Below are 25,867 nucleotides of genomic sequence, written 5' to 3'. Positions count from 1 at the left end.
AAGCAGAATTTTGCAGTTTCATGCATCCGATTGCCACATCACGGGAGGGTGGGCCATGAGCGAGACCTCGTACATGGAGCAGGAGCTGTGCAGTCAGCCGGAGACCTGGCGGCAGGCCGCACGGATCGGGGCGGCGGCGGGGCCACTGCCGAGGGCCGGACAGCGGGTGGCCGTCGTCGGCTGCGGCACCTCGTGGTTCATGGCCCAGTCGTATGCGGCACTCCGCGAGGCCGCCGGACAGGGGGTGACAGATCCGTTCGCCGCGTCCGAGGCGTTCCTCGGGAGCGACCGCGGCTATGACGCGGTGGTGGCTATCACCCGGTCCGGCACCACGACCGAGGTGCTGCGGGTGCTCGACGCCGTCAAGGGGCGCATCCCGACGGTGACGATCATCGGTGACCCCGGGACACCCGCGGTGGCGCTCTCCGACGAGACGATCGCGCTGCCGTTCGCCGACGAGAAGTCGGTGGTGCAGACCCGTTTCGCGACGACGGCGCTGACACTGCTGCGCGCGCATCTGGGCGAGGACGTCTCCCGGGCGGTGACCGACGCGGAGGAGGCGCTGGCCGCGCCGGTGGAGAAGGAGTGGGTGGACGCCGAGCAGTTCTCCTTCCTCGGCTCCGGGTGGACCTTCGGTCTGGCCAACGAGGCGGCGCTCAAGATGCGGGAGGCCTCGCAGAGTTGGACGGAGTCCTATCCCGCGATGGAGTACCGCCACGGTCCGATCGCGATAGCCGCACCGGGCCGGGTGACCTGGCTGTTCGGTCAGGCACCGGACGGGCTGGAATCCGATGTGGTGCGGACCGGTGCGCGCTTTGTGCGGCATGCGCGCGATCCGCTGGCCGATCTGGTGCTGGTCCAGCGGGTGGCGCTGGAGCGGGCCCGCGCCCGTGGGCTGGACCCGGACAACCCGCGGAGCCTGACCCGTTCGGTGATGCTCGAGACGCCGGCCGCCTCGTAACCACCCACCTTCCCCGCTCAACCCGCCCTGCCCGTAAGGGAGAAGGGAGCCGGCAACCATGCCACTCGTTCCGACCTCATCCATCGTCGAAGCCGCGCGTGAGACGCAGGCCGGTGCCGCGGCCTTCAACGTCATCCACCTGGAAACCGCCGAGGCGCTCGTCACCGCCGCCGAGCGCACGGGTGTCCCCCTGATCCTTCAGATCAGCGAGAACTGCATCCGCTATCACGGCAGCCTGCTGCCCCTCACCCGCGCCACACTCGCCCTCGCCGAGGAGTCCACGGCCCGGATCGCCGTCCACCTCGACCACATCACCGATGCGGACCTCGTCCGTCGGGGCGTCACCGCCGGGGTGGGCTCCGTCATGGTGGACGCCTCCGCCCTTCCGTACGAGGAGAACGTCGCCACCACCGCCGAGCTGACCACCTGGTGCCATGACCACGGCGCCTATGTCGAGGCCGAACTCGGCGAGGTCGGCGGCAAGGACGGGGTCCATGCCCCCGGGGTGCGCACGGACCCGGACGAAGCCCTGGCGTTCGTCCGCGCGACAGGCGTGGACGCCCTCGCCGTTGCCGTCGGCTCCTCCCATGCGATGCACGAACGCACGGCCGTGCTGGACAAGGACCTCATCACGGCGCTGCGCAGCACGCTGCCGGTACCGCTGGTCCTGCACGGTTCCTCGGGTGTGCCGGACGAAGAGCTGCGCCGTGCCATCGCGGCCGGAATGACGAAGATCAACATCTCCACTCATCTGGTCTCCGTCTTCACCCGCTCGATACGGCAGACGCTGGGCGCCGATCCCTCGCTCGTCGACTCCCGCAAGTACATGAAGCCGGCTCGGGAGGCGGTGGCCGGGGAGGCGGCGAGGCTGCTGGAGGTGCTGGGTACTCCGACGACGGTTCCGGGCCAGTACGCGGCCCAGGCGACTGCCCGGGGCTGAGCCGGCGGACATGACGACCGCCCCCGGCCACACGTCACGGCAAGCTCCCACGGCGGCACCTGCTTGACGTCCCGCCCGGGGCCGCCGGGACTGTCGGGGCTGCCGCGCACACCGGGACGGGGGTGGCCACCGGGGTACCCACCGCGCGTCACCGTGAGGTGCCGAGACGAATTAGGCTCACGCCATGAAGCGCCATGAACGGATGAACGCACTGCTCGAGCTGCTCGGGGACCGCGGCCGGGTGGACGTCGAGGAGGCGGCGACCGCGCTGGAGGTGTCCGCCGCCACGATGCGGCGCGACATGGACGCCCTGGCCGAGCAGCAGCTGCTGACCCGTACCCGGGGCGGGGCGGTGCTCAGTTCGGTGGCGTACGACCTGCCGATCCGCTACAAGCACGCGCACCGGTCGGCGGAGAAGGAGGCAGTGGCGAAGGCCGCGGCGAAGCTGGTCGAGCGGGGGGATGTGGTCGGGCTGAGCGGGGGCACGACGACCACGGCGATCGCCCGGGTGCTCGCCACCCGCCCGGATTTCGCGGAGGCCGGCCCGCAGCCGCATCTGACGATCGTCACCAACTCCCTCAACATCGCCAACGAGCTGGCCGTGCGGCCGCAGATCAAGATCGTGCTCACCGGCGGGGTCGCACACTCACGGTCGTTCGAACTCGTCGGACCCTTCAGCGAGTTGGTGCTCCAGCAGATCTCCATCGACATCGCGTTCATCGGGGCCAACGGTATGGACCCGATGATGGGAGCCACGGTGCACGACGAGGCGGAGGCCCGGGTCAACCGCCTCATGGCCGAGCGTGCCCGGCGCGCCGTGGTCGTCGCGGACTCGTCGAAGATCGGCGAGCGCTGCTTCGCCCGGGTCGGCGACGCGGATGTCTTTGACACCTTCATCACGGACAACGGAACGAAGGAGGCAACCCGCCGCGAGTTCGCGGACCGAGGGCTGAAAGTGGTGACGGCCCGCACGTCGGCCGGCGAGTGAGGCGCTGGCGGGACAGACCACAATATGCGCGGCGGACGATGGACGACGAGACAGGCGACATGACGGACGGCGGACGGCGGACGGCGGGCGGCGGAGGCGAGACGCTGGGCGGCGGAGGCGAGACGCTGGGCGCCGTTGCCTGGGAAACGTGGCCGGTGGGGCTTCCTCACATGCGCCGTACGGCGGGGTGGCCTCGGGTGCACCGCAGACCGGGCCTCTCGCGTACGCCCTGTAACGGGCGTCCCCGGTGAGTCCGGTGGGTCCGGTGAGTGCGGTGAGTGCGGCGCGTCGGGTGAGTCCAGTGATGGGCATCGTCGGGTGCGGCCCGTGATGAGCTGCCTCAAGTAAGGCCTGCGGTTGGGCTTCCTCAGTGAGGCTTGCGGTGGGCGCGCCTGACGTGAGGCCTGCGGTGGGATTCCCGAGGTGCGCCACAGCCACATGGCGGGGCTGCGCTGCCCAAGCCCCTTGTGGCCGGGGGGGAAGGGGCGTGGCGCCAGAGGCCCCGTCCCCTCCCGGGGTGCCGGAGGGGCTACCAGACCTCGTCTCCCCGTAGGGCGGCGTCGGCGCCGCCGTCGACGAAGACGATCTGGCCGGTGACATGGGTGTTCTCGGGGGAGGTCAGCCAGGCGAGCAGCGGGGCGACCTGTTCGGGGCGGGCGTGGCCGTGCAGGGGCATGGGGACGCTCGTGTCGACGACCTTACGGATCTCGGGGTCGGCGAGCATGGGCTCGGTCATGGGGGTCACGGTCGTGCCGGGGGCCGCGGCGTTGAGGGGGATACCGGCGGCGGCCCAGTCGTCGGAGACCGCCGTGCGGCGGAGCCAGCGGGTGACCGCCTGCTTGGACGCACCGTAGATGGCATATCCCTCGCCCCGGTCGATGGCTGCCTGGGCCGCGGCGACGGCTGCCTCCTCGTCGCCGGCGAGCGCCGCGTCGACGATGGCCTGGTCGGCCGGGTGGATCGAGGCGACGGATGAAATCAGCACGGCGCGCGGGTCCGTACCGGCGGCGAGCAGCGGGCGCAGTCCTTCGAGGGTGGCGACGGCGCCGAAGTAGTTGACCTGGACGGTACGCGGGTCGAAGTGGGCGAGGCCTGCTCCGGCGATCACGGCGTCGAGTCGGCCGCCGGTCAACTCACGGGCGCGGTCCACCAGTTGCGTACGGCCCTCGGGGGTGGCGAGGTCCGCGGAAATGTCGGTGCCCGCGAGATCGGCGCCGATGACACGGTGCCCCTGGGCGCGGAGGTAGGCGGTGGTGGCCCTGCCTATGCCGGAGGCGGCTCCGGTGACGAGGTAGGTACGGGGCTGGTGCTCCGGCGTGGACATGCTCGACTCCTTCACTGACACGTTCTGACTCTGGCTGCGCTCTGGTGGTTCTGACCTTGGCCCTGCCTGGGCCGGCCTTGGCCCTGGCTTTGGTTCTGGCCTTGGTTCTTCTGCTCCCGGCCTTGGCTCCGGCACTCGCCCGGAACCTGGTTCCGGCCCAGGCCTGCTCCTCGCCCGGGACCTGTTTTCGGCCCAGACTTGGTTCTCGGGCTGGCCCTGTTCCTGACGCTGCTACTGGCCCCACCCCTGGCCCGGGCTCTGACCCTCAGGGACTGGCCCTGGCCTCTGCCCTGGGCCCGGACCCTCGGGGGCTGGCCCTGGCCCTACCCCTGACCGTGGTGCCGGGCTTGGCCCTGAACGCACGCCCTGGCCCTGACACCTGTCCCGGCCTTGCCCCTGATTCCCCTCCCCATGGCTCTCGGCGTTGCCCCTGGCCCTGCCCGGCCCCTGACCTCAGCCCAGGCCCAGGGCCCCGGGTTCTAGGTCCGGCTCCGGCCTGCCCCCAGCTCTCCCCCTGGTCCCGGCCTTACTCCGGCCCTGGCCCCGGCAGGACCCGGGTCCCCGGCCGAAGCCCCGGTTACGGCCCAGCCCTGCCCCGAGCCCAAGCCCCAGCCCAAGCCCCGTTCCAGTCCGGCCCCTGCACCGCCTCGGCCCGCGATCCGGCCCTGGCCACGGCTCGGCCCCGTCCCCGTCGCCTTGGGACCCGACCCCGGCCCCTGACCCTCGTCCCGGATCTCGCCCCCACTCCGCCTCTCCCCCACGCGGCCCGTCCCCCACCCGTCGCCCCGTCCTCGCCCCGTCCTCGCCTCGCCTCCAACGCTGGCTCCGTACCCCCGCCGGATGCCGGCCGGGCGTCGCTTTCCGTGCTGGCGCCGGGTGTTGCTCGGTACCGGCGTCGGTGTGTCGCCTTCCGTACCGGCGCCAGGCATTGGCCTCCGTGCCGCAACCAGGTGTTGCTCGTCGGTGCCGACCAGCGCTGATCAGTGCTTGCCAGTCACCACCGGCCGGTGCTGGTCGGCACCGACCGTGGCGCACGTCGAGTCGATGGCGGGGCTGCGGGCAAACCCCCGTTACGTGAGGGCCGGGACCGCGGCACGGGTCGCGATGAACAAAAGACCAAGCCAGACCCCACGGCTCAAGCAACCCCAGCGGGCCCAACCAGTCGGCCAGTCGAAGCCAACCGACCAGCCACCCCCCAGCGCCACCATACGCTTTTCTGACACGACGTGCCAATAAGCCAGCCCATGACAAAATATCGCCCCCGGGAGAACGCGACGCCCACATGACCGGGAGAGGGAGAAGGAGAGGCGGATGACCGCAGCGCGAGGCAGACCAACGTTGACCGAGCGGCGGCGGCAGGAGACCCGGATGGAGATCGCGGAGAGCGCGGCGGCGCTGTTCTCGGACCAGGGGTACGAGGCGACGACCGTTGAGGACATCGCGTCGGCGGCCGGCATCTCGCTGCGCACCTTCTACCGCTACTGCGCGGCGAAGGAGGACGCGCTGACGCCCGTCATGACGTCCAGCGTCGGTGTGCTCGTCGAGGAGCTGGTCGGGCGGCCGGTCGGCGAACCGCTGAGCAGTGCCGTGGCGGCGTCCTTCACCTCGTCGACGTCGGCCCGGCGGCTCGCGGACCCCGAGCAGGCCCGCCGACTGGTCCGGGTGATGGGCACCGTTCCGGCCATTCGGATGCGGTGGCTCGCGGCGGGGCGGGAGATGCAGGACCAGCTGGTGCCGGTGCTCGCGGCGCGCAAGGGCGCACCGGAGAACAGCATGGAGGTGCGGCTGCTGGCCTGCGCGCTGCTCGACGCGATCAGCGTGGCCATGGAGCACTGGGCCTGGCAGGACGAACCGGAGGACGTGGCGGAGCTGACCCGGCGCGCGCTGGACTATCTGCGGATCGACGAGTTGTAGCGGGGCGGGCCCGGCCCGTTCCGAAACTGTCGCGCTTATGTCCCGCTTGTGTCCCCGTGTGGAACCCGGGGCTGATTTCCATGGGGCCGGTGTGGACAATGAGGAACGAACGTGCGAACACGGTAGGGGTTCGCAAGCAAGTTCCACTGCTTTCAACGGGGGAGATCACGTGCGGAAGATCATGGCCATAGCGCTCGCCACCGTCGCGTGCAGCGCCTCACTGACCCTGGCCACCGCCTCGGACGCGGCCGCCGCCGGCCAGGGGCCGCAGTGCGTCAGGGTGCAGAAGTACTTCAGCAAGGGCCATCAGCGCTATGTCCGCCTGACGAATCTGTGCACGCAGCGGACCTCGTGCTTCACCATCGTCGTTCCGCATCGCCCCGACCCGCGCGGCCGCCTCCCCAAGGGCGTGACCAAGAACGTGCGGTACGGCACCACCGCGGCGCCGCGGGCGCTGTACGTGAAGAACGTTTCCTGCTGAGCCGCCACACCTCCGGACGCCGGGCACGGCGGCCGGGGGTCAGGCGCGCACGGCGACGCCGTCCAGCACCATCGAGAGGTACTGGCGGGCGATCTCCTCGGGACTGTGCTGCCCGCCCGGCCGGTACCAGCTCGCCGCCACCCAGACGGTGTCGCGGACGAAGCGGTAGGTGAGCCGGATGTCGAGGTCCGCGCGGAACACCCCGTCGGCCACACCGCGTTCCAGGGTTCCCAGCCACGCCGTCTTGAACTTCTGCTGGGAGTCGGCGAGATACCCGAAGCGCGGCTGTGCGGCGAGGTGCTTGGACTCCTTCTGGTAGATGGCGACGGCGGCGCGGTGCCGGTCGATCTCCCGGAAGGACTCGGTGACCAGGGCCTCGATGGTCTCCCTGGGGCCGAGGCCGGCGGCGAGTACGGCGTCATAGCCGTCCCAGAGCTCGGCCAGGAAGCTGGACAGGATCTCGTCCAGCATCGATTCCTTCGAGTCGAAGTGGTAGTAGAGGCTGCCCGCGAGCATGCCGGCTTCGTCCGCGATGCGGCGGACGGTGGTGGCGTTGTAGCCGTGCGCGGCGAAGACCTCCGCCGCGATGGTGAGCAGTTCGCGGCGACGCTCGGGCGAAGCGCCGGCGGTCGTCGTCTTCTTCTTGGCGGCTGGCACCCGGCCATTGTCACCCTCCACGCCACCCGGCTGGTCGACCACCCGTCGCTCGCTCTTCTCCCGCCCGTCGCCCAGCTCGCCCCTCCCCGTGCCTCCTCACACGCGGGGTAAATATTTCACGGGTAAAACACCTGCTAACCTTCTTCTCATGGGGAAGCATGTCAAGCCGTCCGGAAAGAGTGCGGGCGGCGTTCCGGGGAGCGCGGTGCGGGTCCGGCCCCTGCCGGTCCGGAGCGCCGTGCGGCTGCGGCGTCCCGTCGACATCTGGCACAAACCGGCGCTCAGCGCGGTGGCGGCCCTGGCGATCCCCGACCTCACGCTGTACGCGCTGGGGCGGCTGGACCTGATCCTGTACACCTCGGCCGGGGCGATGTGCGCCCTGTACGCGCACGGACTGCCGTACGCCGCCCGCGCCCGCACCCTGCTGTGGGTGGTGCTCGGCATGGTCGCGAGCCTCGGTGTCGCGCTGACCGCCGCCTCGCTGATCACCTCGACCGCCCTGCTCGTCGTGGGCGCCTCGCTGGTCGCCGCGGTCCACAAGGTGGTCTGTGACGCGACGCGCATCGGCCCGCCGGGCAACGTCATCCTGACCTTCATCACCGCGTCGGCGTTCTTCGTGCCGCAGCACCTCGGACAGGTGCCCCCGCACCTGGCTCTCGCGCTCGGCGCCGGAGGGTTCGCCTGGCTGGTCTGTATGGCCCCGGCGCTGCTACGGCCGCAGGGACCGGAGCGGATCGCGGTCGCCCGCGCGCTGGAGGCGGCCGCGGGGCTGCTGCGTACGGAAGCGGGCGCCGGCGGCGGGGAGCCGGCCGGGGTGGCGCACGCCCGTCATGCCGCCGCGGCCGCGGTGAACGCCGCCTGGCACACGCTGTTCCTGGTCCCGGTCGCCAACCCGGCCAAGGCCGCGGCGCGGTCGGGCCTCGAACGGCTGCTGGTGCGCGCCGAGTCGGCCTTGGGGGGTACGGAGCACGCCGACGAGGTGTGCGTGGGGGCCGGACCGCACGACGTCCGGTGCACCGGGGCCGAGGCCGACCGGCTGGGGAGCTGGGCGCGTGAACTGCGCGGCGGGCGGGCGGTACCCGAGGTCGCGGTGTCCGCGGCGCTGGCCGGGAAGTTGGCGGGTGTCGCCGCGCAGACGCCGGGGCGGCGGCCCGCGCCCGGTCAGCCACGTGGGGTGCGGGCGGTGCTCACCCGGCTGGCGCCCGGGTCGCCGCTGCTGCCCATCGGGGTACGGGTCACCGCCGGGTGTGTACTGGCGGGCTGGGCGTCGATGGCCGTCGGAGTGGGGCACCCGTACTGGGCCGTGGTGACCGCGGCCTCCATCTACCAGGCCAACACCACGCTCTCCTGGCAGCGGGCGCTGCAGCGCACCCTCGGCAATCTGCTCGGGCTGCTCCTCTACACCGCACTGCTGCCGCTGATGCACGGCGGACCGCTCGCGATGATCGCGATCGCGCTGGCCTGCCAGTTCGGCGCGGAGGCCGGTATCACCCGCAACTACTGGCTCGGTTCGGTGTGTGTCACCCCGATGGCACTGCTGCTGACCCAGTTCGGCAGTCAGGTGCCGGCGGGGACGCTGATCGCCGACCGCTGGACCGACACCGTGGTGGGGGCGGTCGTGGGCCTGGTCTGCTGTGTCCTGGTCACCAACCGGCGTGCCGCGGACCGGATCGAGGCCGCCCTGGGGCGGGTCACGGCCGCGGAGGCCGACGCGGTCCGGCTGCTCACGGCGGGCGCCGACGAGGCCCGGGAAGCCGGCTGGGCCCGTGACCGGCTGGCGGGTGGTCTGCTGGAACTCCGGGAGGCGGTGGAGGTCGCGGCCGGTGAGTGGTGGCAGCCGGCCCTGCCTCAGGAGCGGATCGCCCACGCCGAACAGCGGGGCCACCAGGCGCTGGCCGGTCTCGTCCGGCGGCTCTCGGCGCCGGCACTCGCCGCCTGACCCGTGCGCCCGCCCTGCGCCGTACGCAGGCACAATTGACGGCGTACGGCATGGTCGAGAGGAGAGTGCGGGTGACCGAGGACATCGTCGCGGGGGTGCTGCGCCAGTGGCAGCAGGTGCACCCCGGGCTGGACACCGGCCCGATGGCGGTGATCGGACGGCTCAACCGCTGTTCCGCGCTGCTGCAGCAGGCGGCCGACGCGCCCCTGAGGACGGCCGGACTCACCCGTCCCGAGTTCGACATCCTCGGCACCTTGCGCCGGATGGACCGCGAGCTGACCCCCGGACGGGTGGCCCGCGAGACCTTCGCCTCCGGTGCCGCGGTCACCAAGCGGGTGCGTCAGCTGGAGGAGCGGGGGCTGATCGTCCGCCGCCCCGACGAACGCGACCGCCGCGTCAGCCACCTCTCACTGTCCGACGAGGGGCGCGACACCATCGACCGGCTGCTGCCCGAACAGCTCCGGTACGAGGCGTCGCTGCTCGACGGCATCGGCGCGCAGCGGCAGGAGGAACTCTCCACGGCGCTGGGCGAGTTGCTGGTGGTGCTGGAGGGGCGGCTCGGCAGCCTGCTGGAGTGAGGCGGCGGCCGCCGACGAGCGCCCCCGGGCAGGAGCGACGGACGCCCGACGGGAGTGACCCCCGGCAGGAGCGCCGGGCGCGAGCAGAGGCAGCGGGCGCGAGCAGGAGCGGCGGGCCCGCCTCGTCCGGCCGGCCGGCCCGGCCCGAGACCCCGTACGTCCCCGCGCAAGGCCCCGCGTCCCGCCCGCTGTCACGGTTCCAGCCGGGCGATCCGGCCCCGTTCGCCCGCGGCCCAGCAGCCCAGGTCGGGGGCGCAGTCGACGGTGTCGTACGAACCGTTGTCGAAGGTGCGCCAGGTACGGCCGCCGTCGAGGGTCAGATCGCTGCCGGACGGGCCGACCGCGAGGGCGAGGTGGCGGGAGTGCGGGAGCCAGACGGCGCCGGAGCGGTACGCCTTCGGGGGTGCGGTGGCCGGCGTCCAGCTGGCGCCGGCGTCGTGGCTGACCGCGGCGGCACGGGGTGAGGGCTGGTCGGGGCGGTAGTCGCCGCCGACCGCGAGGGCGTGGGCGCGGTCGCGGACGGCGAGCGCGAAGACGCCGCGCGCCGGGTCGCCCGCGGGGACCGGGGTGTCGCTGACCGACCAGGTGCGCCCGCGGTCGGCGGTGTGCAGGACGCGGGCGGTGGCCGCGCCGCCGGTCGCGATCCAGGCGTCCCGGCTGCCGGAGGAGACCAGGCACTGGCCACTGGCGGCGAAGGCGGCCTCGCCCTGCTGGGCCGGCGGCATGCCGTCCGACGGCAGCACCCGCCATCTGCGGCCGCCGTCCGCGGTGGACAGGATGCGGTACCTGCCGTCCACGGGGTCGCTGAGCGCGATGCCGTGCCGGCGGTCGAAGAAGGTCAGGCAGTCGTAGAAGGCACGGGGGTCGGGGTTGCGGAAGCTCTCGGTCCAGGTGGCGCCCGCGTCGTCGGTGCGGAAGACCCGGGAGGCCGCGCCCTCCCCGATCGCGAGGACGACGGCGCGGCGGGCGTCGAACGCCTCGATGTCGCGGAACTCCAGTGCCCCGGCGCCGGGTGGGGAGATGTCGCTCCAGTGCTTGCCGCCGTCGCGGGTGCGCAGCACGGTGCCGGCGGTGCCCGCGGCCCAGGCGGTCGTACGGCTGACCGCCGCCAGACCGCGGAAGCGGGCGGTGCTGCCGCTGTCCTTGAGCCGCCAGCCGGCGTGCGGGGTGGTGAGTGCGGCCGCCGACAGCGGAGCGGGCGTCCTCGCGTAGGACGAGACGGAGGGGGCGGTGGAGGAGGCCGCGTCCCTGGGGGTGTCCGCCGGACGGGCCGCGGCGGCGGGGCCGGCCGCCATCATGGCGAGGGCCGCGGCACCGGCCGTGAGGGCCGCCCGGTGTCCGGCGCTGCGAGTTCGCGGCCTCCCGTCCGCCCCCCGGTCCGACCCCGTACACAACAAACGCCCCATGCGCTGCATTTCGCCCCACCCCGCTCCGGTTGTGGGCTGGAAGCTAGCCCAGCCCGACCGCGCCGTCCAGACCACCGCCCCTCACCACCGGGCCCCTCACCCGTCACTGCCCGCATCCTCTGATGCGCCCTCGGTGGCGACCGCGGTGCGGCCGTCACCGCCCCACACGCCTGACGGGCGGTCACTTCGAGGCTCCGAGCGCCGATCCCGCACTCCGGAGCCCCAGCAAAGAGGGCATATACGTACATTCAAAGGCCCGTGATGCAGGTCACGTAGGAATCCAATGCACCTGGCGCGATGGCCCGTGCGTCTTACTAGTCGAAGCCTCAATGAACCGCACCCACCGCATGCAAGGGAGCCGGCGATGTCCAGCGTCATCGAACAAGCCGTTCAGGCCCGTCTCATCGCGACCGTTCCCCGGTCGCAGGTGATTCCGGCGAGCCTGCGTTACGACCGCACCGACCCGTTCGCGGTGCGGCTGGTCTTTCCGCCGGCCGCGTCGCTGGACGGCGCGGAGGTGACCTGGACGTTCGGGCGCGAACTGCTGGAGGAGGGGCTCCGTGAGCCCGCCGGTGCGGGGGACGTGCAGATCTGGCCGTACGACGCCGATGCCGTGGTGGTGGAGTTCCACGCGGCGGGCGGCATGGCGGTGGTGCAGTTCGAGACACGGGAACTGAGGACCTTTCTGACGCGGTCGTACGAGCTCGTCGCGCAGGGCGACGAGGCGCGGCACCTGGACGTCGAGGCCGATCTCGCCGCCCTGCTGCGCGAGGCCTGAGCCACACCGTCAGCGCCGGAACCGCCCGGCTCCCGTCACCCGGCTCCGCCCCCGCCCCGGTCTTCCGCCGCACACCTCACCCGGCTTCCACCGACCCGGCACCGGCCTTCACCGGCTCCCCCGCCTCCGCCGGCCGCTCCGTGCCGAAGAGTTGCGCCAGGTGCAGATCCAGCAGCCGCAGTGCGGTCTCGGGGCTGTGCACGTCCAGCAGGACATAGGTGGCGAGCCCGTCGGCCACGCCGATCAGCAGCATCGCCTCGTCCTGGGTGGCGCGCTCCGGCGGCAGTTCGCCGCGGTCCGCGGCCCGCCGCAGCTGATCGGCGAAGAAGGCGCGGAGCTGGGGGATACCGTGCCTGGCCTCGCCGCGCAGCGCCTCGTCATGGATGGCGCGGGCGTAGTACGCGGCGCCGACCAGCAGCCCGACACGGCTCCTGTCGTCCAGCGGCAGCATGCCCGACAGACAGGCCCGCAGCACCTCACGGGGCGTCGGCTCCCCGGCCAGCGCCTCGATGCGTTCCCTGATCCGCTCCCCGGCGAGCCGGTTGATGTGCCGGAGGGCGAAGAGCAGCATCTCGTCCCTGGTGCGGAAGTAGTGCTGCAACCGGCCGAGCGAGATGCCGGCCTCCGCGGCGACATCGCGCAGGCTCACCCCGTCCAGACCACGGGTGCCGGCGATCCGCCACAGCGCCTCGGAGATCTCCTGGCGCCGGGCTTCGTGGTCCACCTTCTTGGGCACGGATGACCTCCCTCGTGCGGGGCGCGGTTTCTCGCGCGCGGGGTCGACTTCGCGACCCCGGCCCGCTTTTACAAGTCGCTTGTACCGTTATAACGTACCGCTACTCAATACACTTGACTTGGAAACCGGTGCCCCTCATGCCCGAGCACGCCGCCCCGCTGCTGCGACCACCCCGCCACCGTGTCGATCCCCGGGCCCGCCGCTGGTGGACGCTGCAGGCACTGCTGACGCTCAGCGGACCGATGCTGCTCACCGCGCTCACCCTGGCGGTGCTCTCCCTGCTCTTCTTCCCGGGTGCGCTGCCGTGGCTGGGCCCGTTGCTGCTGGTCGTGCTGGTGCTGCCGGCCCTCGGCTATCTGCTGGTGATGCCGCGGTGGCGGTACGCGGTGCACGCCTGGGAACTGGGCGGCCGGGCGGTCTACGCGGCGGGCGGCTGGTTCTGGCAGAAGCGGCGGATCGCGCCGCTCAGCCGGGTGCAGACGGTGGACACCGTGCGCGGCCCGCTCCAGCGGCGGTACGGGCTGGCGACGGTGACCGTCACCACCGCCTCGACCGCGGGCGACATCAAGATCGCCGGACTGTCCGACGCGGACGCCGAGGAGCTGTCCCGGCGGATCGGTGAGGCCGCCCAGGACGTGCCGGGTGATGCCGCATGAGCACACCACGGGAACCCGGTACGCCCGGTATACGCCCCGACGCCTCCGCCGGCCCCGGGCTCGGCACCGCACCCGGCGCCCCCTTGGAGGGGACGCCGTGGCGGCGGCTCGATCCGCGCACCCTGCTGGTGCACTGCGGCTGGATGGCGGCGCCCCTCGGTTCGCTGGCGCTGACGGCGCTGGCCACCGGGGGCCGGATCACCACCCGGGCCTGGATCACGCTCGCCGCCATCGCCGCCTCGTTCGCGGTCGTCACCACGATCGGCCTGATCCGGTGGGCCCGTACGGAGTTCCGGATCACCACGGTGGACGGACCGGGCGGGGGCTCCCCCACCCTCGACGTGCGCAGCGGCCTGCTGACCCGGCGGCTGCGCAGCGTGCCGCTGCACCGCATCCGCACCGTCGACCTGACCGCGACACCGGTGCACCGGCTGCTGGGCGTCACCGTGCTGCGGGCGGGTACGGCGGGCTCGGGGGACGGTGGCAGCGAGCTGTCGCTGGAGGCGCTCGCGGCCCCCGAGGCGGAGCGGCTGCGGACCGAGCTGCTCGCGTACGCCGATGCCGAGGCGGTCGCGAACGACCCGGTGGTGGCCCGTATCAGCTGGCGCTGGCTGCGCTATGCCCCGCTGACCTTCTGGGTCGTCGGCGGGGTGTTCGTGGTGGCCGGAGGGATCTACCGGGTGCTGGACGGCATCGGCATCGAGCCCTGGAAACTCGGCATCGTCCAGCGGGCGTTCACCGAGTTCGGTGCCAGTGCGCTCTGGCTGACGATCCCGGCGGCGCTGCTCGCCGTCCTCGCCCTCGGCTCGGTCGGCGCCGTGGTCATGTACGTCGAGAACTGGTGGAACTACTGCCTGGAGTGGACCGACGCACGCACCCTGCGGGTGCGCCGCGGGCTGTTCACCACCCGTGCGGTCACCATCGAACGGGCCCGGCTGCGCGGGGTGGTGCTGCGGGAGCCGCTGCTGCTGCGGGCCGGCGGCGGCGCGCTGGTGCGCGCGGTGGCCGGCGGTCTGGGCAACCGCGAGGAGAACCGCAAGCGCAGCGGGCTGCTGCCGCCGGCGCCGCGCGCCGATGCGCTGCGGGTGGCGGGCGGCGCCCTGCGCTCACCCTTCCCGGGAAGCACCGCACCGGCGGCACTGACACCGCACCCCCGGGTCGCCCTGCGCCGACGCCGGGTGCGTGGCCTGCTGTTCGCGGTCCTTCCGGGCACCGCCGTGCTCGCCGGCCTCGGCCTGGCGTTCACTCCCGTCCTGCTGCACTGCGCCTGGATCTACGCGGTGCTCACCACGGCGATGACCCTGTGGCTGGCCCGGGACGCGTACCGCAATCTGGGACACGGGGTGCACGGCCCGTATCTGGTCGCCCGCTCGGGCACCTTCAGCCGTGACACCGTCGCCCTGCAGCGCGAGGCCGTCGCGGCCTGGACGTTCTCGACCTCGCCGTTCACCCGCCGGGCCGGTCTCGTCACGCTCACCGCCGCGGTCGCGGCGGGCGAGGACGGCTACCGCATCCCGGACCTCCCGGCGACCGGGGCCCCGGCCTTCGCCACGGCGGCGGCCCCGGGAATCCTGGACGAGTTCCTGGTGCACCCGGGGGCCGAGCACCTTCCGGGACAGCGGCCGCGGTAGCGGCTGCTCGCGGGAACACGTGGGGTCTGCCGGGCCGTTGGGGCGGGGCCCGGGGCGCCGCCCAGGACCGCAGGCGCCGTCGGTGGCTGCCGTGCACGGCAGCGGGCGTGCCCGACACCGCCGCAACGTGAGACACCTCACACCCGCGTCACGTGCACGACGGGGCCGGGCGCAGCGTCTAACTGGACGAGCCTTTGCCCATGTCCCGATAGCCGTGAGGGAGCAGCGCGATGAATCCCGTCATCGACCAAGCCGTCCAGGTCCGCCTCATCGCCACCGCCCCCGGCCCGCACCCGGTCCCCGCGGTGCTGCAGTACCAGCCGGCCGATCCGCTGGCCGTGCGGATGTCCTTCCCGCCGGAGATCTCGCTGGACGGTTCGGCGGTGGACTGGGCCTTCGCCCGCGAGCTGCTCGACGAGGGCCTGCGGGTGCCGGCCGGGCGGGGCGATGTGCGGGTGCGGCCGTCCGGCCCGGACCGCACGGTGATGGAGTTCCACGCGGACGAGGGCGTCGCCATGGTCCAGTTGAGGACCGCGGATGTACGGCGGTTCCTCGCCCGCTCCTATGAGGCGGTGCCCGCGGGCGCCGAGTCGGCCCACCTCGGCATGGAGCGCGACCTCGCGGAGCTGTTCGGCGCGGCATGAGAGGGAGCGGGACGCCGGTCCCCCGGAACATGGTTGAGGGCGGCCCGGAGGCCGCCCTCAACTGATCTCTGCGCCCGGCGGGCCGCCGAAGCCCCGGACGGGACGCCCGGGACTTCGCGGACAACGCACCTAGCGCTTCGGGAACCCGAACCCGTAGCCCTGCTGCTTCATCCACGGCAGCAGGCGGTCCAGCGCGTCGACGGTCCGGGAGCGGTCGCCGCCGCCGTCGTGGAACAGGACCGTCGGGCCGTTGGGGAGTTCGCGGCGCACCGTGGACTCGATCATCTCGACGCCGCCGCCCTCGAAGTCCTTGCTGTCGACGTTCCAGCCCAGCGGTCGCATGCCGTGCTCGGCGGCCAGCTTGCGGCTGTAGGGCGTGAAGGCGCCGCCGGGGGCGCGGTAGTACTCGACCTGGGCGCCGCCCGCCGCGTCCTCGATCATCTTCTGCGCGTCGAGTATCTGCTGCGACTGGTAGCTCTCCGGCTGGTGATCCATACCGGTGTTGTGGCTGATGGTGTGGTCGCAGAGCTTGTGCCCGGCGGCCACCACCTGCTTGACCAGGTCGGGGTGTGCCTTGGCCTGCGGGCCGACCATGCAGAAGACCGCCTTGACGTTCTGCCGCTTCAGCACCTCCAGCACCTTCGGCGTCCAGACCGGGTCCGGGCCGTCGTCGATGGTGATGTTCAGGCTGCGGCCGGGGCGGTCCGAGGAGTGCACGATCGAGGAGTCGACGACCCGGGGGGCCTTCTTCGGCTGCTTGGCGGCGTCCGCCGCGCTGGAGTCCGAGCCGGCTCCGGAGAAGATGAGCGCCCCCGCTGCCGCGAGTGCCACGACAGCCGCCGCGGTCACTCCGATGATGCCGCTCTCTTTACCGAAGCCCCGTGCCATTCCCGATCCCGTCCCTCGTACCGTGTCCTTGTGCGTTCCGAAGGGCGGTGGATGCTGTGCACGCACCGCCCTGCACCGGGACAGATGCGTCAGGGACCGGACAGGCTGCTCCTGTTACCGATCCATCATGAAACTTATTGATACTGGACCCCATGCCACGTGTACTTCTGATCGAGGACGACGCCGCCGTACGGGACGGAGTGACCCTCGCGCTACGGCGGCGCGGCCATGAAGTGGCCGCCGCGGCCAGTGGCGAGGAGGGCCTCGACGTCCTGCCGGGCTTCCGCCCGGACATCGTGCTGCTGGACCTGATGCTCCCCGGCAAGGACGGCTTCGAGGTCTGCCGGCTGATCCGCGCCGACCGGCAGCTCCCGATCATCATGCTCACCGCGCGTGGCGACGATCTCGATGTGGTGCTCGGACTGGAGGCCGGGGCCGACGACTACATCGTCAAGCCCGCCCGTGGCGAGGTCCTCGAAGCGCGCATCCGCGCGGTGCTGCGCCGGACCGCGCTGCCGGCCGACGGCACCCCGGCCGCCGCCGAGCCGGGCCCGGCCCCGGTCGAGACCTACGGTGAACTGGCCATAGACCGCGCCGGGCTGGTCGTCGGCAAGGGCGGCCAGGACCTGGCGCTGGCCCCCTCGGAGATGAAACTGCTGCTGTTCCTGTCCGCCACCCCGGGGCAGGTCTTCAGCCGCCAGCAGCTGCTGGAGCAGGTCTGGGAGCACAGCTACCACGGCGACGCGCGGCTGGTGGACGCCTGTGTGATGCGGCTGCGGACGAAGATAGAGGACACCCCGCGCAGCCCCCGTTACGTGCAGACCGTGCGCGGCTTCGGCTACCGCTTCGGGCCCCTGTGAAGCGCCCCCGCCGCTGGGCGGACCTCCCCCGTCTCCGGCGCGGGAACGCCCAGCTGCTGCGTGGGCTGCGGGCCCGGCTCGTCGTGGGGTTCCTGGTGGTCGCCGCGGTCAGTGCGCTGACCACCGCGCTGCTCACCTACCAGGAGGCCCGGAACGCGATCCTCCAGCGCTCCCAGGACATCGCCGTCAACGATCTTCGGGCACAGGTCAACTCACTGGCACCGGAGCTGCCGGTGCCGCCGTCGCAGGCCGATCTGGACTCCTTCCGGGTCCAGCTGGAGCGCTCCGGCAAGTCCCGGGACTGGGACATCTCGGTGCACTACCGGGGTGTCCGCGACAGCGGTGACGGGAGTCTGCGCGGTGACGTCGAGATCCCGGCCGGCCTCAAGGGGTCGGTGGAGAAGCGCCATGTGCCGGTCTTCCAGCGCGTGGACCGGGGCGGGGACCCCTGGCTGCTGATCGGGATGCCGGTACGGCAGTCCGACGGCGAGGCCTCCGCGCTGTCCGTGTACGCCCAGCTCCCGCTGTACGCCGAGGAGTCCAATGTCGAGGCGCTGGTGAGCGCCGCCCAGCGGGGCGCGCTGCCGGTGCTGGTGCTGACCGTGATCCCGGCGCTGCTCGCCGCGCGCGGGGTGCTCCGGCCCGTACGGGGGCTGCGGCAGGCCGCCGGGCGGATCGCCGAGGGCAAGCTGGACACCCGGCTGGAGGTCAAGGGCGGCGACGAACTCGCCGACCTGTCCCGGACGTTCAACGACATGGCGGCCCGGCTGGAGGAGAGCATGGCCGAGCTGCGCCGGCTGGAGTCCAACGCCCGCCGGTTCGCGGCCGATGTCTCGCACGAGCTACGGACCCCGCTCGCGGCGATGTCCGCGGTCACCGACGTGCTCGACGAGGACGCCGACTCCCTCGACCCCGACACCGCCTCCGCGGTCCGGCTGATCAGCCAGGAGACCGGGAAGCTGGCGCGGATGGTGGAGGACCTGATGGAGGTCTCGCGGTTCGACGCGGGGGCCGCGGCGCTCCATCTCGACGAGGTGGACGTCGCCGAGACCATCCGCAAGACCCTCCAGGCCAGGGCCTGGCAGAAGCGGGTGACGGCGGAGCTGCCGGCCGGCGTACGGGCCCGGCTCGATCCACGGCGGCTCGACGTGGTGGTCGCCAACCTGGTCGGCAACGCCCTGCACCACGGCGGTGAGCCGGTCCGGGTGCGGCTGCACGCCCCCGAGCCGGACGCCGAGCGGCTGCTGATCGAGATCTCCGACAGCGGGCCCGGGATCGACCCCGAGGTCCTGCCGCATGTCTTCGAGCGCTTCTACAAAGCGGACTCCGCCCGCGCCCGTTCGGAGGGCAGCGGCCTGGGGCTGGCCATCGCGATGGAGAACGTACGGCTGCACGGCGGCGTCATGCGGGCCGCCAACTCCCCCGAGGGCGGTGCGGTGTTCACGGTGGATCTGCCGCTGGGCCACGACGGGACGAACGACACGGCGGCCGAGGGGGCGACGGACGCACCGGACGGCCCGTGGGAGACCGAGCAGGCACCGGACGACGACCGGGGCGACGCACACCCCGAGGCCGCAAAGCCCGGAAAGGAGAGCCACGTATGAGCGTCAGCGACGTCCGGCACACCCCGCGTACGGCGCGGGCCCGGCGGCTCGTCCTGGGAGGTGCCGTCACCGGGGCACTGGCCTGCGCCCTGTCCGGGGCGCTGGCCGGCTGCGGGATCGCCCCCACCGATGTCATCGACGCCGGGGAGCCGGCCACCGGCGTGCGGTCCCCGGGCCAGCCCGAGGCCGATGTCCAGCTGTTCTTCTACGGTCCTTCCGGGCTGCGCTCCGCGACCCGGCCGGCGAAGACCCCGGTCGACCCGGAACAGGCCCTGGAGCTGCTCATGAAGGGCCCCAACCACGCGGAGCGGATGCGCGGCCTGACCAGTGTCCTGCCGAAGTCCCTCGGTGTGCCGAGCGCCGAGCCCCGAGAGGGCGCCGTGGTGATCACCCTGCCGGTGGTCGCCACCCGGCTGGACTCCGGGTCGCTGAACCAGCTGGTGTGCACCGCGGCCAACGCCCGGGTGCCGGGGAACAAGCCGTCCGAGGAGGTCGCCGTGACGCTGGTGAGCAAGTCCGACCGGATCGGCCCCATGGTGTGCGGCGGCAACAACGCCTTTCCCGTCGTCGAGCCGAGCCCGACCGGCACCGCATCCGGCACCGGCGGCGGGAGCGGCACCGGCGGCTCCGGTCCGCAGCCGGGCCCGACGGGCTGAACCGCCGCGGACCGCCCGTCGTGAACCGCCCCGTCGCGCCCCGGCTCCGCGTTACCGTGAAGGCGGGTGCGGTCCTGCCCGCACCCCGTCCGGAGAAGCGGCCGACCGGCCCCGAACCTCGGGAGACGCACGCGATGACCGAGCGCAAACCCCCCGGTGTCACCTTCGAGACCTGGGTCGACAGGCAGATCCGCGAGGCGACGGAGCGCGGCGAGTTCGCCGGCCTCAAGGGCGCCGGTAAGCCGCTCCCCCACCTCGACCAGCCGTATGACGAGATGTGGTGGCTCAAGGACAAGGTGCACCGGGAGCACCTCTCCTATCTGCCGCCGTCCCTCGCCCTGCGCAAGGAGGCGGAGGAGGCCCGGGAGGCCGCGGCCGCCGCTCCCACCGAGGCGGCGCTGCGCCGCATCCTGACGGCGGTCAACGAGCGCATCAGCGCGGCGCTGCGCACCCCGCTGGAAGGCCCTCCGCTGAACCTCGTCCCGTTCGACATCGACGCGGCCGCCCGTGAGTGGCGTGAGCGGCACGGGAGTTGAACGAGGGCGTCCGGCCGCCCGGCCGGCGGCCCCGCCGTGCGGTCACGGCCCAGTGGGGCCCAGCCGTACCCGCAGGAACCGCGGCCGGTACAGGTCCACATCGCCGTTGAGCCGGGGGTCGGCCGGGACGCCGGGCGGGCCGAGCCAGTTGATGTCGTAGCTGAGCACGAGCGAGCCGTCCGCGGTGAGTCCGGGGTGTGCCTGCGGGTTGTAGGCGGCGACGTACTGCGGGTCGGGGGCCGGCGGGCGGGGCGGGGTGAGCCGGCCGTTCGGTCCGTGCCAGGGGCCGTGGGGTGAGCAGGACCAGTAGCTGGTGAGGGACCGCATCCCGGCCGCGCCGCCGCCCCCGGTGTCCATGGTGATCAGCACCCAGGCGGGGCCGTCGCGGACGACGGTGAAGGCGCTGCCCACGCCGCGCCGGCCGCCGTCCCGCAGCACCGGCGCGGCCCGTCCGGCCCGCCGCTGCCAGTGGGCCCCGTCCCAGAACCGCCAGCTTCCGCGGTCCCCGAGCCGCCCGGCCGGGACCCGTGCGAGATAGGCGCGGGAGGCCGGTGACGCCGGCGGGTCGTCGCTGCCGAAGACATAGGTCCAGCCGCCGTCGCGGACCGCCGCCGCGCCGTAGAGGACCCGCCGGCCCGGGTCCGCCGAGGTCGGGCCCACGGTCCGGGTGATGCCTTCCAGGCGCAGGCCGGGGAGCGAGAGCGTGGCGACCTCGGTGCCGTGCGGCACGCCGAAGATCCACGGTCCGGTGCCGGGGGTGCGGTTCCACAGCAGGACCCGGACCACCTTCTCGGCCGATCCCGGGCCGCGGGGCTCCACGCTCGCGCGGACCGGCCAGCGCCAGCCGCCGCCGGGCGGGTCGGGGAAGAACGGTCCGGGCGCGGCCGCGGTGCCGCCGGTCAGGGTGCGCTCCAGACGGCCCGAACGGGACATCACCACGGCGGAGTTGTGCCGCAGGTACGGGGTGCCGCCGGTGTCTGCGGTGCGCCAACGGCGGTTCTCCCCTTGCGGGTTGGGCGGCTTCTGCACGCGGTCGAGGAAGGTGTCGGAGAAGAGCCACAGCGTCCGGCCGTCGGGGAGCCGCACCGAGTGGGTGCCGTCGCCGCCGGTCCAGTCATCCGTCCGGGTGTTGTCATTGCCGTATCGGGTGAATTCGGCGGTATGCCGGGAATCGGCGGCCCAGGAGGCGATCCGGCGTCCGGTGCAGTCCGCCGCGCGACCCGGTCCGACGGACCACGGCAGCGCCCACAGGAGCACGGCGACGGCCAGCAGGAGCGTGGCGGCGGTCACAGTCCGGGTCGTCGGCGCCTTGGGCATCGCGCTCCTCTGGGGGTACCCCCTGCTCCTTAAGAGCTTGGGGGAGGGTGCCGCGCCCACCGTACTGAACCTGCGCCGACGCCCCCGGCCGACGCGTCCCGCGATCCCCGTGGCGACTCCTCGTGATACGGGCGACCCGCCCCACCTGCCCCATCCGGCCCATGGATATCAACATTTCTGCCTGGTCAACGAGTGCAAGGTCACAGCTGGAGCCCCTGCTCCAGCTAACGGTCGTTCGCTTAGCCTGCTGCCATGACCGCCGAGTCCCCCGAACTCCCCCTGGCCGCAGCCTTCCCGGATGCCGACCGCGCACAGTGGCAGCGTCTCGTCGAAGGCGTGCTGCGCAAATCGGGCGCCGCAGAAGCAACGGGCGACGCCGCCGAGGACGCGCTGGCCACCGACCTCCAGGACGGCATCCGCGTCCGCCCGCTCTATACCGCCGAGGACGGCACGGCCGCCCTGGGCCATCCGGGCTTCCCCCCGTTCGTACGGGCCGGGCGGCCCGAGGGCACCACCGTCGCCGGGTGGGACGTACGCCAGCGCCATGTCCACACCGATCCCGAGCGCGCCAATGAGTCGGTCCTGGCCGATCTGGAGAACGGCGTCACCTCGGTCTGGCTGACCGTCGGCGACGGCGGGGTGCCGGTGACCGGTCTGGAGCGGGCGCTGCAGGGGGTCTATCTGGACCTGGCCGCGGTGGTGCTGGACGCGGGCGCCGATTTCGCGGCGGCCGCCGAGGAGTTGCTGCGGCTGTACACCGCGTCCGGAGCGCCGCTGCGCGAGGCGGCGGGCTGCCTGGGCGCCGACCCGCTCGGGCTGCTGGCCCGTACGGGTGACGACGCCAAGCTGCGCGTCCAGCTGGAGTCGGCCGCCCGGATGGCCGCACGCTGCACCGCCGACGCACCCGGTGTGCGGGCCCTGGCCGTCGACGCGCTGCCGTACCACGAGGCGGGCGGCTCGGCCGCAGAGGAGCTGGGCACCTCGCTCGCCACCGGTGTCGCCTATCTGCGGCAGCTGACCGAGTCCGGTCTCGGCATCGACGACGCCTGCCGGCAGCTGGAGTTCCGCTACGCCGCCACCGCTGACCAGTTCCTGACGATCGCCAAGCTGCGCGCGGCCCGCCGGCTGTGGGCGCGGGTCGCCGAGGTCTGCGGGGCCTCCCCCGACGCGTCGGCGCAGCGTCAGCACGCCGTCACCTCCACGGTGATGATGACCCGTCGGGACCCGTGGGTGAACATGCTGCGCACCACGGTCGCCGGGCTGTCCGCGGGAGTGGGCGGCGCCGACGCGGTGACGGTGCTGCCGTTCGACGCCGCGCTGGGCCTGCCGGACGCGTTCGCCCGCCGGATCGCCCGGAACACCCAGTCCGTGCTGCTGGAGGAGTCGCACCTGTCGAAGGTGATCGACCCGGCGGGTGGCTCCTGGTACGTGGAGAGCCTCACCGACGAGCTGGCCCGTGCCGCCTGGGCGTGGTTCCAGGAGATCGAGGGGGCGGGCGGCCAGGCCGCGGCACTGCGCTCCGGGATGATCGCCGGCCGGCTGGCCGACACCTGGGAGCGCCGGACCGCTGACCTCGCCCACCGGCGCGAACCGGTCACCGGGGTCAGCGAGTTCCCGCACCTCGCCGAGCCGCCGGTCCACCGCGAGCCGGCGCCCGCGCCGATCGGCGGAGGGCTGCCGCGGGTGCGCAGGGACGACGCGTTCGAGCGGCTGCGGGCGCGCTCCGACGCTCATCTGGCGGCGCACGGCGCCCGCCCGAAGGTCTTCCTCGCCGCGCTGGGCCCGGTCGCCACGCACACCGCGCGGGTGGCCTTCGCCGCCAACCTGTTCCAGGCGGGCGGCATCGAGACGGTCACCGAGCCCGCCCCGGTGGATGCCGAGTCGGCCGCCGAGGCCTTCGCCCGCAGCGGCGCGCAGGTCGCCTGCCTGTGTGCGAGCGACACGGTGTACGGCGAGCAGGCGGCTGCGGTGGCGGCCGCGCTGACGTCGGCGGGGGCGCTGCGGGTGCACCTGGCCGGCAAGCCGGGCGAGCGGCGGGACGAATTCGCAGCGGCCGGTGTGGACTCCTTCGTCTTCACGGGCTGCGACGCGGTCGAGGTGCTGTCCTCGGCCCTGGATGTCATGGAGGTGGCGTGATGAACGACACGACACAACAGGCGGGCGCCATCCCGGACTTCAGCACGGTCGAGCTGGGCGCCCCGGTCACGGCGGACGCCGCCGGTGACACCGGGGAGTGGGCCGCGGCCGTCCAGCAGGCCACCGGCAAGGGCGTGGCGGATCTGACGTGGGAGACCCCGGAGGGCATCGACGTCAAGCCGCTCTACACGGAGGCGGACCTCGACGGCCTGGACTTCCTGGGGACGTACCCGGGCATCACGCCGTATCTGCGCGGCCCGTACCCGACGATGTACGTCAACCAGCCCTGGACGATCCGGCAGTACGCCGGCTTCTCCACCGCCGAGGAGTCCAACGCCTTCTACCGCCGTAACCTCGCGGCCGGCCAGAAGGGCCTGTCGGTCGCCTTCGACCTGCCCACGCACCGCGGCTACGACAGCGACCACCCCCGGGTGACCGGCGATGTCGGCATGGCGGGCGTCGCGATCGACTCGATCTACGACATGCGGCAGCTCTTCGAGGGCATCCCGCTGGACAAGATGACGGTGTCGATGACGATGAACGGCGCGGTGCTGCCCGTGCTGGCGCTGTACATCGTGGCCGCCGAGGAACAGGGCGTACCGCCCGAGAAGCTGGCCGGGACCATCCAGAACGACATCCTCAAGGAGTTCATGGTCCGCAACACCTACATCTATCCGCCGCAGCCCTCGATGCGGATCATCTCCGACATCTTCGCGTACACCTCGCAGAAGATGCCGCGCTACAACTCCATCTCGATCTCCGGCTACCACATCCAGGAAGCGGGCGCGACGGCCGACCTGGAGCTGGCGTACACCCTGGCCGACGGGGTGGAGTACCTGCGCGCGGGCATCGAGGCGGGCATGGACGTGGACTCCTTCGCACCGCGCCTGTCGTTCTTCTGGGCGATCGGCATGAACTTCTTCATGGAGATCGCCAAGCTGCGCGCGGCCCGGCTGCTGTGGGCGCGCCTGGTGCAGCGCTTCGAGCCGAAGAACCCCAAGTCCCTGTCGCTGCGCACCCACTCGCAGACCTCGGGCTGGTCGCTGACCGCGCAGGACGTGTTCAACAACGTCACCCGCACCTGTGTGGAGGCGATGGCCGCCACCCAGGGCCACACCCAGTCGCTGCACACCAACGCCCTCGACGAGGCGCTGGCGCTGCCCACCGACTTCTCCGCCCGGATCGCCCGCAACACCCAGCTGTTCCTGCAGCAGGAGTCGGGCACCTGCCGGGTCATCGACCCGTGGGGCGGCAGCGCGTACATCGAGAAGCTCACCCACGATCTGGCGCAGCGGGCCTGGCAGCACATCGAGGAGGTCGAGGCGGCCGGCGGGATGGCCAAGGCCATCGACGCGGGCATCCCCAAGCTGCGCGTCGAGGAGGCCGCGGCCCGTACCCAGGCGCGGATCGACTCGGGGCGGCAGGCGCTGATCGGCGTCAACAAGTACCGGGTGGAGACCGACGAGGAGATCGAGGTCCTCAAGGTCGACAACTCCTCGGTGCGCGCCCAGCAGATCGAGAAGCTCAAGCGGCTGCGCGCCGAGCGGGACGAGGACGCCTGCCAGGCGGCGCTGCGGGCGCTCACCGCGGCGGCCGAGGCCGGTCCCGGCGAGGGGCTGGAGGGCAATCTGCTGGCGCTGGCGGTGGACGCGGCCCGCGCGATGGCGACGGTCGGTGAGATCTCCGACGCACTGGAGACGGTCTACGGACGGCACTCCGGCCAGATCCGTACGATCTCCGGTGTGTACCGAGACGAAGCGGGCCCCTCCTCCGGCGTGGAGCGCACCCGGGACCTGGTGGCCGAGTTCGAGCGCGCGGAGGGCCGCCGGCCGCGCATCCTGGTGGCCAAGATGGGCCAGGACGGCCATGACCGCGGCCAGAAGGTGATCGCCACGGCCTTCGCCGACCTGGGCTTCGACGTCGATGTCGGCCCGCTGTTCCAGACCCCGGCCGAGGTCGCCCGCCAGGCGGTGGAGGCGGACGTCCACATCGTCGGGGTGTCCTCGCTGGCGGCCGGACACCTGACCCTGGTGCCCGCGCTGAAGGAGGCACTGGCCGCCGAGGACCGTGAGGACATCACGATCGTGGTGGGCGGGGTGATCCCGCCGCAGGATGTGCAGCCGCTGCGGGACATGGGCGCCGCCGCGGTCTTCCTGCCCGGCACGGTCATTCCCGAGGCCGCCCACGATCTGGTGCGGGACCTGGCGTCGGCCCTCGGCCACGAGCTCTGAGCGGGG

Annotated in this window: 23 protein-coding genes; 17 read left to right on the top strand and 6 right to left on the bottom strand. The window is 72.8% G+C overall.

Features of this window, described 5'->3' with window-relative positions:
• Positions 1-55 precede the first annotated feature (55 nt).
• From ACWC9R_RS08335 to ACWC9R_RS08325, 3 genes are all read left to right on the top strand, one after another.
• Positions 56-961, top strand: a complete 906-nt coding sequence (locus ACWC9R_RS08335; RefSeq protein ID WP_450729582.1) for an SIS domain-containing protein — start codon at positions 56-58, stop codon at positions 959-961.
• Between the two features lie 58 nt (positions 962-1,019).
• A complete protein-coding gene (locus tag ACWC9R_RS08330; RefSeq protein ID WP_450729581.1) occupies positions 1,020-1,901 on the top strand; it encodes a class II fructose-bisphosphate aldolase in 882 nt (293 codons plus the stop codon).
• Positions 1,902-2,085: 184 nt separating this feature from the next.
• Positions 2,086-2,889 (top strand): DeoR/GlpR family DNA-binding transcription regulator, encoded by an 804-nt coding sequence (locus ACWC9R_RS08325; protein ID WP_450729580.1) that lies wholly within the window; start codon positions 2,086-2,088, stop codon positions 2,887-2,889.
• A 529-nt stretch (positions 2,890-3,418) separates the two neighbouring features.
• Here ACWC9R_RS08325 and ACWC9R_RS08320 read toward each other — a convergent pair.
• Positions 3,419-4,213 carry an SDR family oxidoreductase gene (locus tag ACWC9R_RS08320; RefSeq protein WP_450729578.1) on the bottom strand — a complete coding sequence of 265 codons (795 nt, stop codon included), beginning with the start codon at positions 4,211-4,213 and terminating at the stop codon, positions 3,419-3,421.
• Positions 4,214-5,524: 1,311 nt separating this feature from the next.
• Here ACWC9R_RS08320 and ACWC9R_RS08315 point away from each other — a divergent pair.
• The gene (locus ACWC9R_RS08315; RefSeq protein ID WP_450729577.1) at positions 5,525-6,127 is read left to right on the top strand and encodes a TetR/AcrR family transcriptional regulator; all 603 of its coding nucleotides are present in this window, start codon (positions 5,525-5,527) and stop codon (positions 6,125-6,127) included.
• Between the two features lie 169 nt (positions 6,128-6,296).
• The gene (locus tag ACWC9R_RS08310) at positions 6,297-6,608 is read left to right on the top strand and encodes a hypothetical protein (protein WP_450729576.1); all 312 of its coding nucleotides are present in this window, start codon (positions 6,297-6,299) and stop codon (positions 6,606-6,608) included.
• Positions 6,609-6,647: 39 nt separating this feature from the next.
• On the opposite strand, the gene ACWC9R_RS08305 is transcribed toward ACWC9R_RS08310, so the two are convergent.
• Positions 6,648-7,265: a TetR/AcrR family transcriptional regulator gene (locus tag ACWC9R_RS08305; protein ID WP_450729575.1), complete on the bottom strand. Its 618-nt coding sequence runs from the start codon at positions 7,263-7,265 to the stop codon at positions 6,648-6,650.
• Between the two features lie 148 nt (positions 7,266-7,413).
• Between ACWC9R_RS08305 and ACWC9R_RS08300 the strand changes: the two genes are divergently transcribed.
• Positions 7,414-9,204, top strand: coding sequence for an FUSC family protein (locus tag ACWC9R_RS08300; protein WP_450729574.1), 1,791 nt, complete (start codon positions 7,414-7,416; stop codon positions 9,202-9,204).
• A 71-nt stretch (positions 9,205-9,275) separates the two neighbouring features.
• Complete coding sequence (locus ACWC9R_RS08295; RefSeq protein ID WP_450729573.1) at positions 9,276-9,782, top strand: MarR family winged helix-turn-helix transcriptional regulator; 507 nt, start codon at positions 9,276-9,278, stop codon at positions 9,780-9,782.
• Between the two features lie 191 nt (positions 9,783-9,973).
• On the opposite strand, the gene ACWC9R_RS08290 is transcribed toward ACWC9R_RS08295, so the two are convergent.
• The gene (locus tag ACWC9R_RS08290; protein ID WP_450729572.1) at positions 9,974-11,077 is read right to left on the bottom strand and encodes a WD40/YVTN/BNR-like repeat-containing protein; all 1,104 of its coding nucleotides are present in this window, start codon (positions 11,075-11,077) and stop codon (positions 9,974-9,976) included.
• 475 nt (positions 11,078-11,552) lie between these two features.
• Between ACWC9R_RS08290 and ACWC9R_RS08285 the strand changes: the two genes are divergently transcribed.
• Positions 11,553-11,966 carry a spore wall synthesis regulator SsgD gene (locus ACWC9R_RS08285; protein WP_362601028.1) on the top strand — a complete coding sequence of 138 codons (414 nt, stop codon included), beginning with the start codon at positions 11,553-11,555 and terminating at the stop codon, positions 11,964-11,966.
• A 76-nt stretch (positions 11,967-12,042) separates the two neighbouring features.
• On the opposite strand, the gene ACWC9R_RS08280 is transcribed toward ACWC9R_RS08285, so the two are convergent.
• Positions 12,043-12,702: a TetR/AcrR family transcriptional regulator gene (locus ACWC9R_RS08280; RefSeq protein WP_450729571.1), complete on the bottom strand. Its 660-nt coding sequence runs from the start codon at positions 12,700-12,702 to the stop codon at positions 12,043-12,045.
• A gap of 137 nt (positions 12,703-12,839) precedes the next feature.
• Here ACWC9R_RS08280 and ACWC9R_RS08275 point away from each other — a divergent pair, with 137 nt between their 5' ends.
• The 3 genes from ACWC9R_RS08275 (at position 12,840) to ACWC9R_RS08265 (ending at position 15,633) form a co-directional block, all read left to right on the top strand.
• Positions 12,840-13,358 carry a PH domain-containing protein gene (locus ACWC9R_RS08275; RefSeq protein ID WP_235468003.1) on the top strand — a complete coding sequence of 173 codons (519 nt, stop codon included), beginning with the start codon at positions 12,840-12,842 and terminating at the stop codon, positions 13,356-13,358.
• Positions 13,355-14,989 carry a PH domain-containing protein gene (locus tag ACWC9R_RS08270; protein WP_450729570.1) on the top strand — a complete coding sequence of 545 codons (1,635 nt, stop codon included), beginning with the start codon at positions 13,355-13,357 and terminating at the stop codon, positions 14,987-14,989. The genes ACWC9R_RS08275 and ACWC9R_RS08270 overlap by 4 nt, the downstream gene beginning before the upstream one ends.
• Positions 14,990-15,219: 230 nt before the next feature.
• Positions 15,220-15,633: an SsgA family sporulation/cell division regulator gene (locus ACWC9R_RS08265; protein WP_450729569.1), complete on the top strand. Its 414-nt coding sequence runs from the start codon at positions 15,220-15,222 to the stop codon at positions 15,631-15,633.
• A 129-nt stretch (positions 15,634-15,762) separates the two neighbouring features.
• Here ACWC9R_RS08265 and ACWC9R_RS08260 read toward each other — a convergent pair whose 3' ends face one another.
• Positions 15,763-16,521, bottom strand: a complete 759-nt coding sequence (locus ACWC9R_RS08260) for a polysaccharide deacetylase family protein (RefSeq protein ID WP_450729568.1) — start codon at positions 16,519-16,521, stop codon at positions 15,763-15,765.
• A gap of 152 nt (positions 16,522-16,673) precedes the next feature.
• On the opposite strand from ACWC9R_RS08260, the gene ACWC9R_RS08255 reads away from it, so the two are divergent.
• The 4 genes from ACWC9R_RS08255 (at position 16,674) to ACWC9R_RS08240 (ending at position 20,177) form a co-directional block, all read left to right on the top strand.
• Positions 16,674-17,381: a response regulator transcription factor gene (locus tag ACWC9R_RS08255; protein WP_362601041.1), complete on the top strand. Its 708-nt coding sequence runs from the start codon at positions 16,674-16,676 to the stop codon at positions 17,379-17,381.
• Complete coding sequence (locus ACWC9R_RS08250; RefSeq protein ID WP_450729567.1) at positions 17,378-18,985, top strand: ATP-binding protein; 1,608 nt, start codon at positions 17,378-17,380, stop codon at positions 18,983-18,985. The genes ACWC9R_RS08255 and ACWC9R_RS08250 overlap by 4 nt, the downstream gene beginning before the upstream one ends.
• Positions 18,982-19,641, top strand: coding sequence for a hypothetical protein (locus tag ACWC9R_RS08245; RefSeq protein ID WP_450729566.1), 660 nt, complete (start codon positions 18,982-18,984; stop codon positions 19,639-19,641). Before ACWC9R_RS08250 ends, ACWC9R_RS08245 begins: the two co-directional genes overlap by 4 nt.
• A 134-nt stretch (positions 19,642-19,775) precedes the next feature.
• Positions 19,776-20,177, top strand: coding sequence for a DnaJ family domain-containing protein (locus ACWC9R_RS08240; protein WP_450729565.1), 402 nt, complete (start codon positions 19,776-19,778; stop codon positions 20,175-20,177).
• A gap of 42 nt (positions 20,178-20,219) precedes the next feature.
• Here the strand turns inward: ACWC9R_RS08240 and ACWC9R_RS08235 are convergent, their stop codons facing one another.
• Positions 20,220-21,494, bottom strand: a complete 1,275-nt coding sequence (locus ACWC9R_RS08235) for a DUF4185 domain-containing protein (protein WP_450729564.1) — start codon at positions 21,492-21,494, stop codon at positions 20,220-20,222.
• 252 nt (positions 21,495-21,746) lie between these two features.
• On the opposite strand from ACWC9R_RS08235, the gene ACWC9R_RS08230 reads away from it, so the two are divergent.
• A complete protein-coding gene (locus ACWC9R_RS08230; protein ID WP_450729563.1) occupies positions 21,747-23,630 on the top strand; it encodes a methylmalonyl-CoA mutase family protein in 1,884 nt (627 codons plus the stop codon).
• Complete coding sequence (gene scpA / locus ACWC9R_RS08225; protein WP_362601056.1) at positions 23,630-25,861, top strand: methylmalonyl-CoA mutase; 2,232 nt, start codon at positions 23,630-23,632, stop codon at positions 25,859-25,861. The genes ACWC9R_RS08230 and scpA overlap by 1 nt, the downstream gene beginning before the upstream one ends.
• Positions 25,862-25,867 lie beyond the last annotated feature (6 nt).

This window comes from Streptomyces sp. NPDC001219, assembly GCF_053597915.1.
Note: the sequence above shows the minus strand (reverse complement) of the source record. Positions and strands in the feature narration are given on the sequence as shown.

Coding starts and splice junctions, on each gene's coding strand:
- ACWC9R_RS08270 (WP_450729570.1), top strand. CDS start 13,355: ATGAGCACACCACGGGAACCCGGTACGCCCGGTATACGCCCCGACGCC.
- scpA (WP_362601056.1), top strand. CDS start 23,630: ATGAACGACACGACACAACAGGCGGGCGCCATCCCGGACTTCAGCACG.
- ACWC9R_RS08230 (WP_450729563.1), top strand. CDS start 21,747: ATGACCGCCGAGTCCCCCGAACTCCCCCTGGCCGCAGCCTTCCCGGAT.
- ACWC9R_RS08325 (WP_450729580.1), top strand. CDS start 2,086: ATGAAGCGCCATGAACGGATGAACGCACTGCTCGAGCTGCTCGGGGAC.
- ACWC9R_RS08285 (WP_362601028.1), top strand. CDS start 11,553: ATGTCCAGCGTCATCGAACAAGCCGTTCAGGCCCGTCTCATCGCGACC.
- ACWC9R_RS08245 (WP_450729566.1), top strand. CDS start 18,982: ATGAGCGTCAGCGACGTCCGGCACACCCCGCGTACGGCGCGGGCCCGG.
- ACWC9R_RS08235 (WP_450729564.1), bottom strand. CDS start 21,494: ATGCCCAAGGCGCCGACGACCCGGACTGTGACCGCCGCCACGCTCCTG.
- ACWC9R_RS08265 (WP_450729569.1), top strand. CDS start 15,220: ATGAATCCCGTCATCGACCAAGCCGTCCAGGTCCGCCTCATCGCCACC.
- ACWC9R_RS08290 (WP_450729572.1), bottom strand. CDS start 11,077: ATGGCGGCCGGCCCCGCCGCCGCGGCCCGTCCGGCGGACACCCCCAGG.
- ACWC9R_RS08300 (WP_450729574.1), top strand. CDS start 7,414: ATGGGGAAGCATGTCAAGCCGTCCGGAAAGAGTGCGGGCGGCGTTCCG.
- ACWC9R_RS08260 (WP_450729568.1), bottom strand. CDS start 16,521: ATGGCACGGGGCTTCGGTAAAGAGAGCGGCATCATCGGAGTGACCGCG.
- ACWC9R_RS08255 (WP_362601041.1), top strand. CDS start 16,674: ATGCCACGTGTACTTCTGATCGAGGACGACGCCGCCGTACGGGACGGA.
- ACWC9R_RS08275 (WP_235468003.1), top strand. CDS start 12,840: ATGCCCGAGCACGCCGCCCCGCTGCTGCGACCACCCCGCCACCGTGTC.
- ACWC9R_RS08330 (WP_450729581.1), top strand. CDS start 1,020: ATGCCACTCGTTCCGACCTCATCCATCGTCGAAGCCGCGCGTGAGACG.
- ACWC9R_RS08315 (WP_450729577.1), top strand. CDS start 5,525: ATGACCGCAGCGCGAGGCAGACCAACGTTGACCGAGCGGCGGCGGCAG.
- ACWC9R_RS08320 (WP_450729578.1), bottom strand. CDS start 4,213: ATGTCCACGCCGGAGCACCAGCCCCGTACCTACCTCGTCACCGGAGCC.
- ACWC9R_RS08335 (WP_450729582.1), top strand. CDS start 56: ATGAGCGAGACCTCGTACATGGAGCAGGAGCTGTGCAGTCAGCCGGAG.
- ACWC9R_RS08240 (WP_450729565.1), top strand. CDS start 19,776: ATGACCGAGCGCAAACCCCCCGGTGTCACCTTCGAGACCTGGGTCGAC.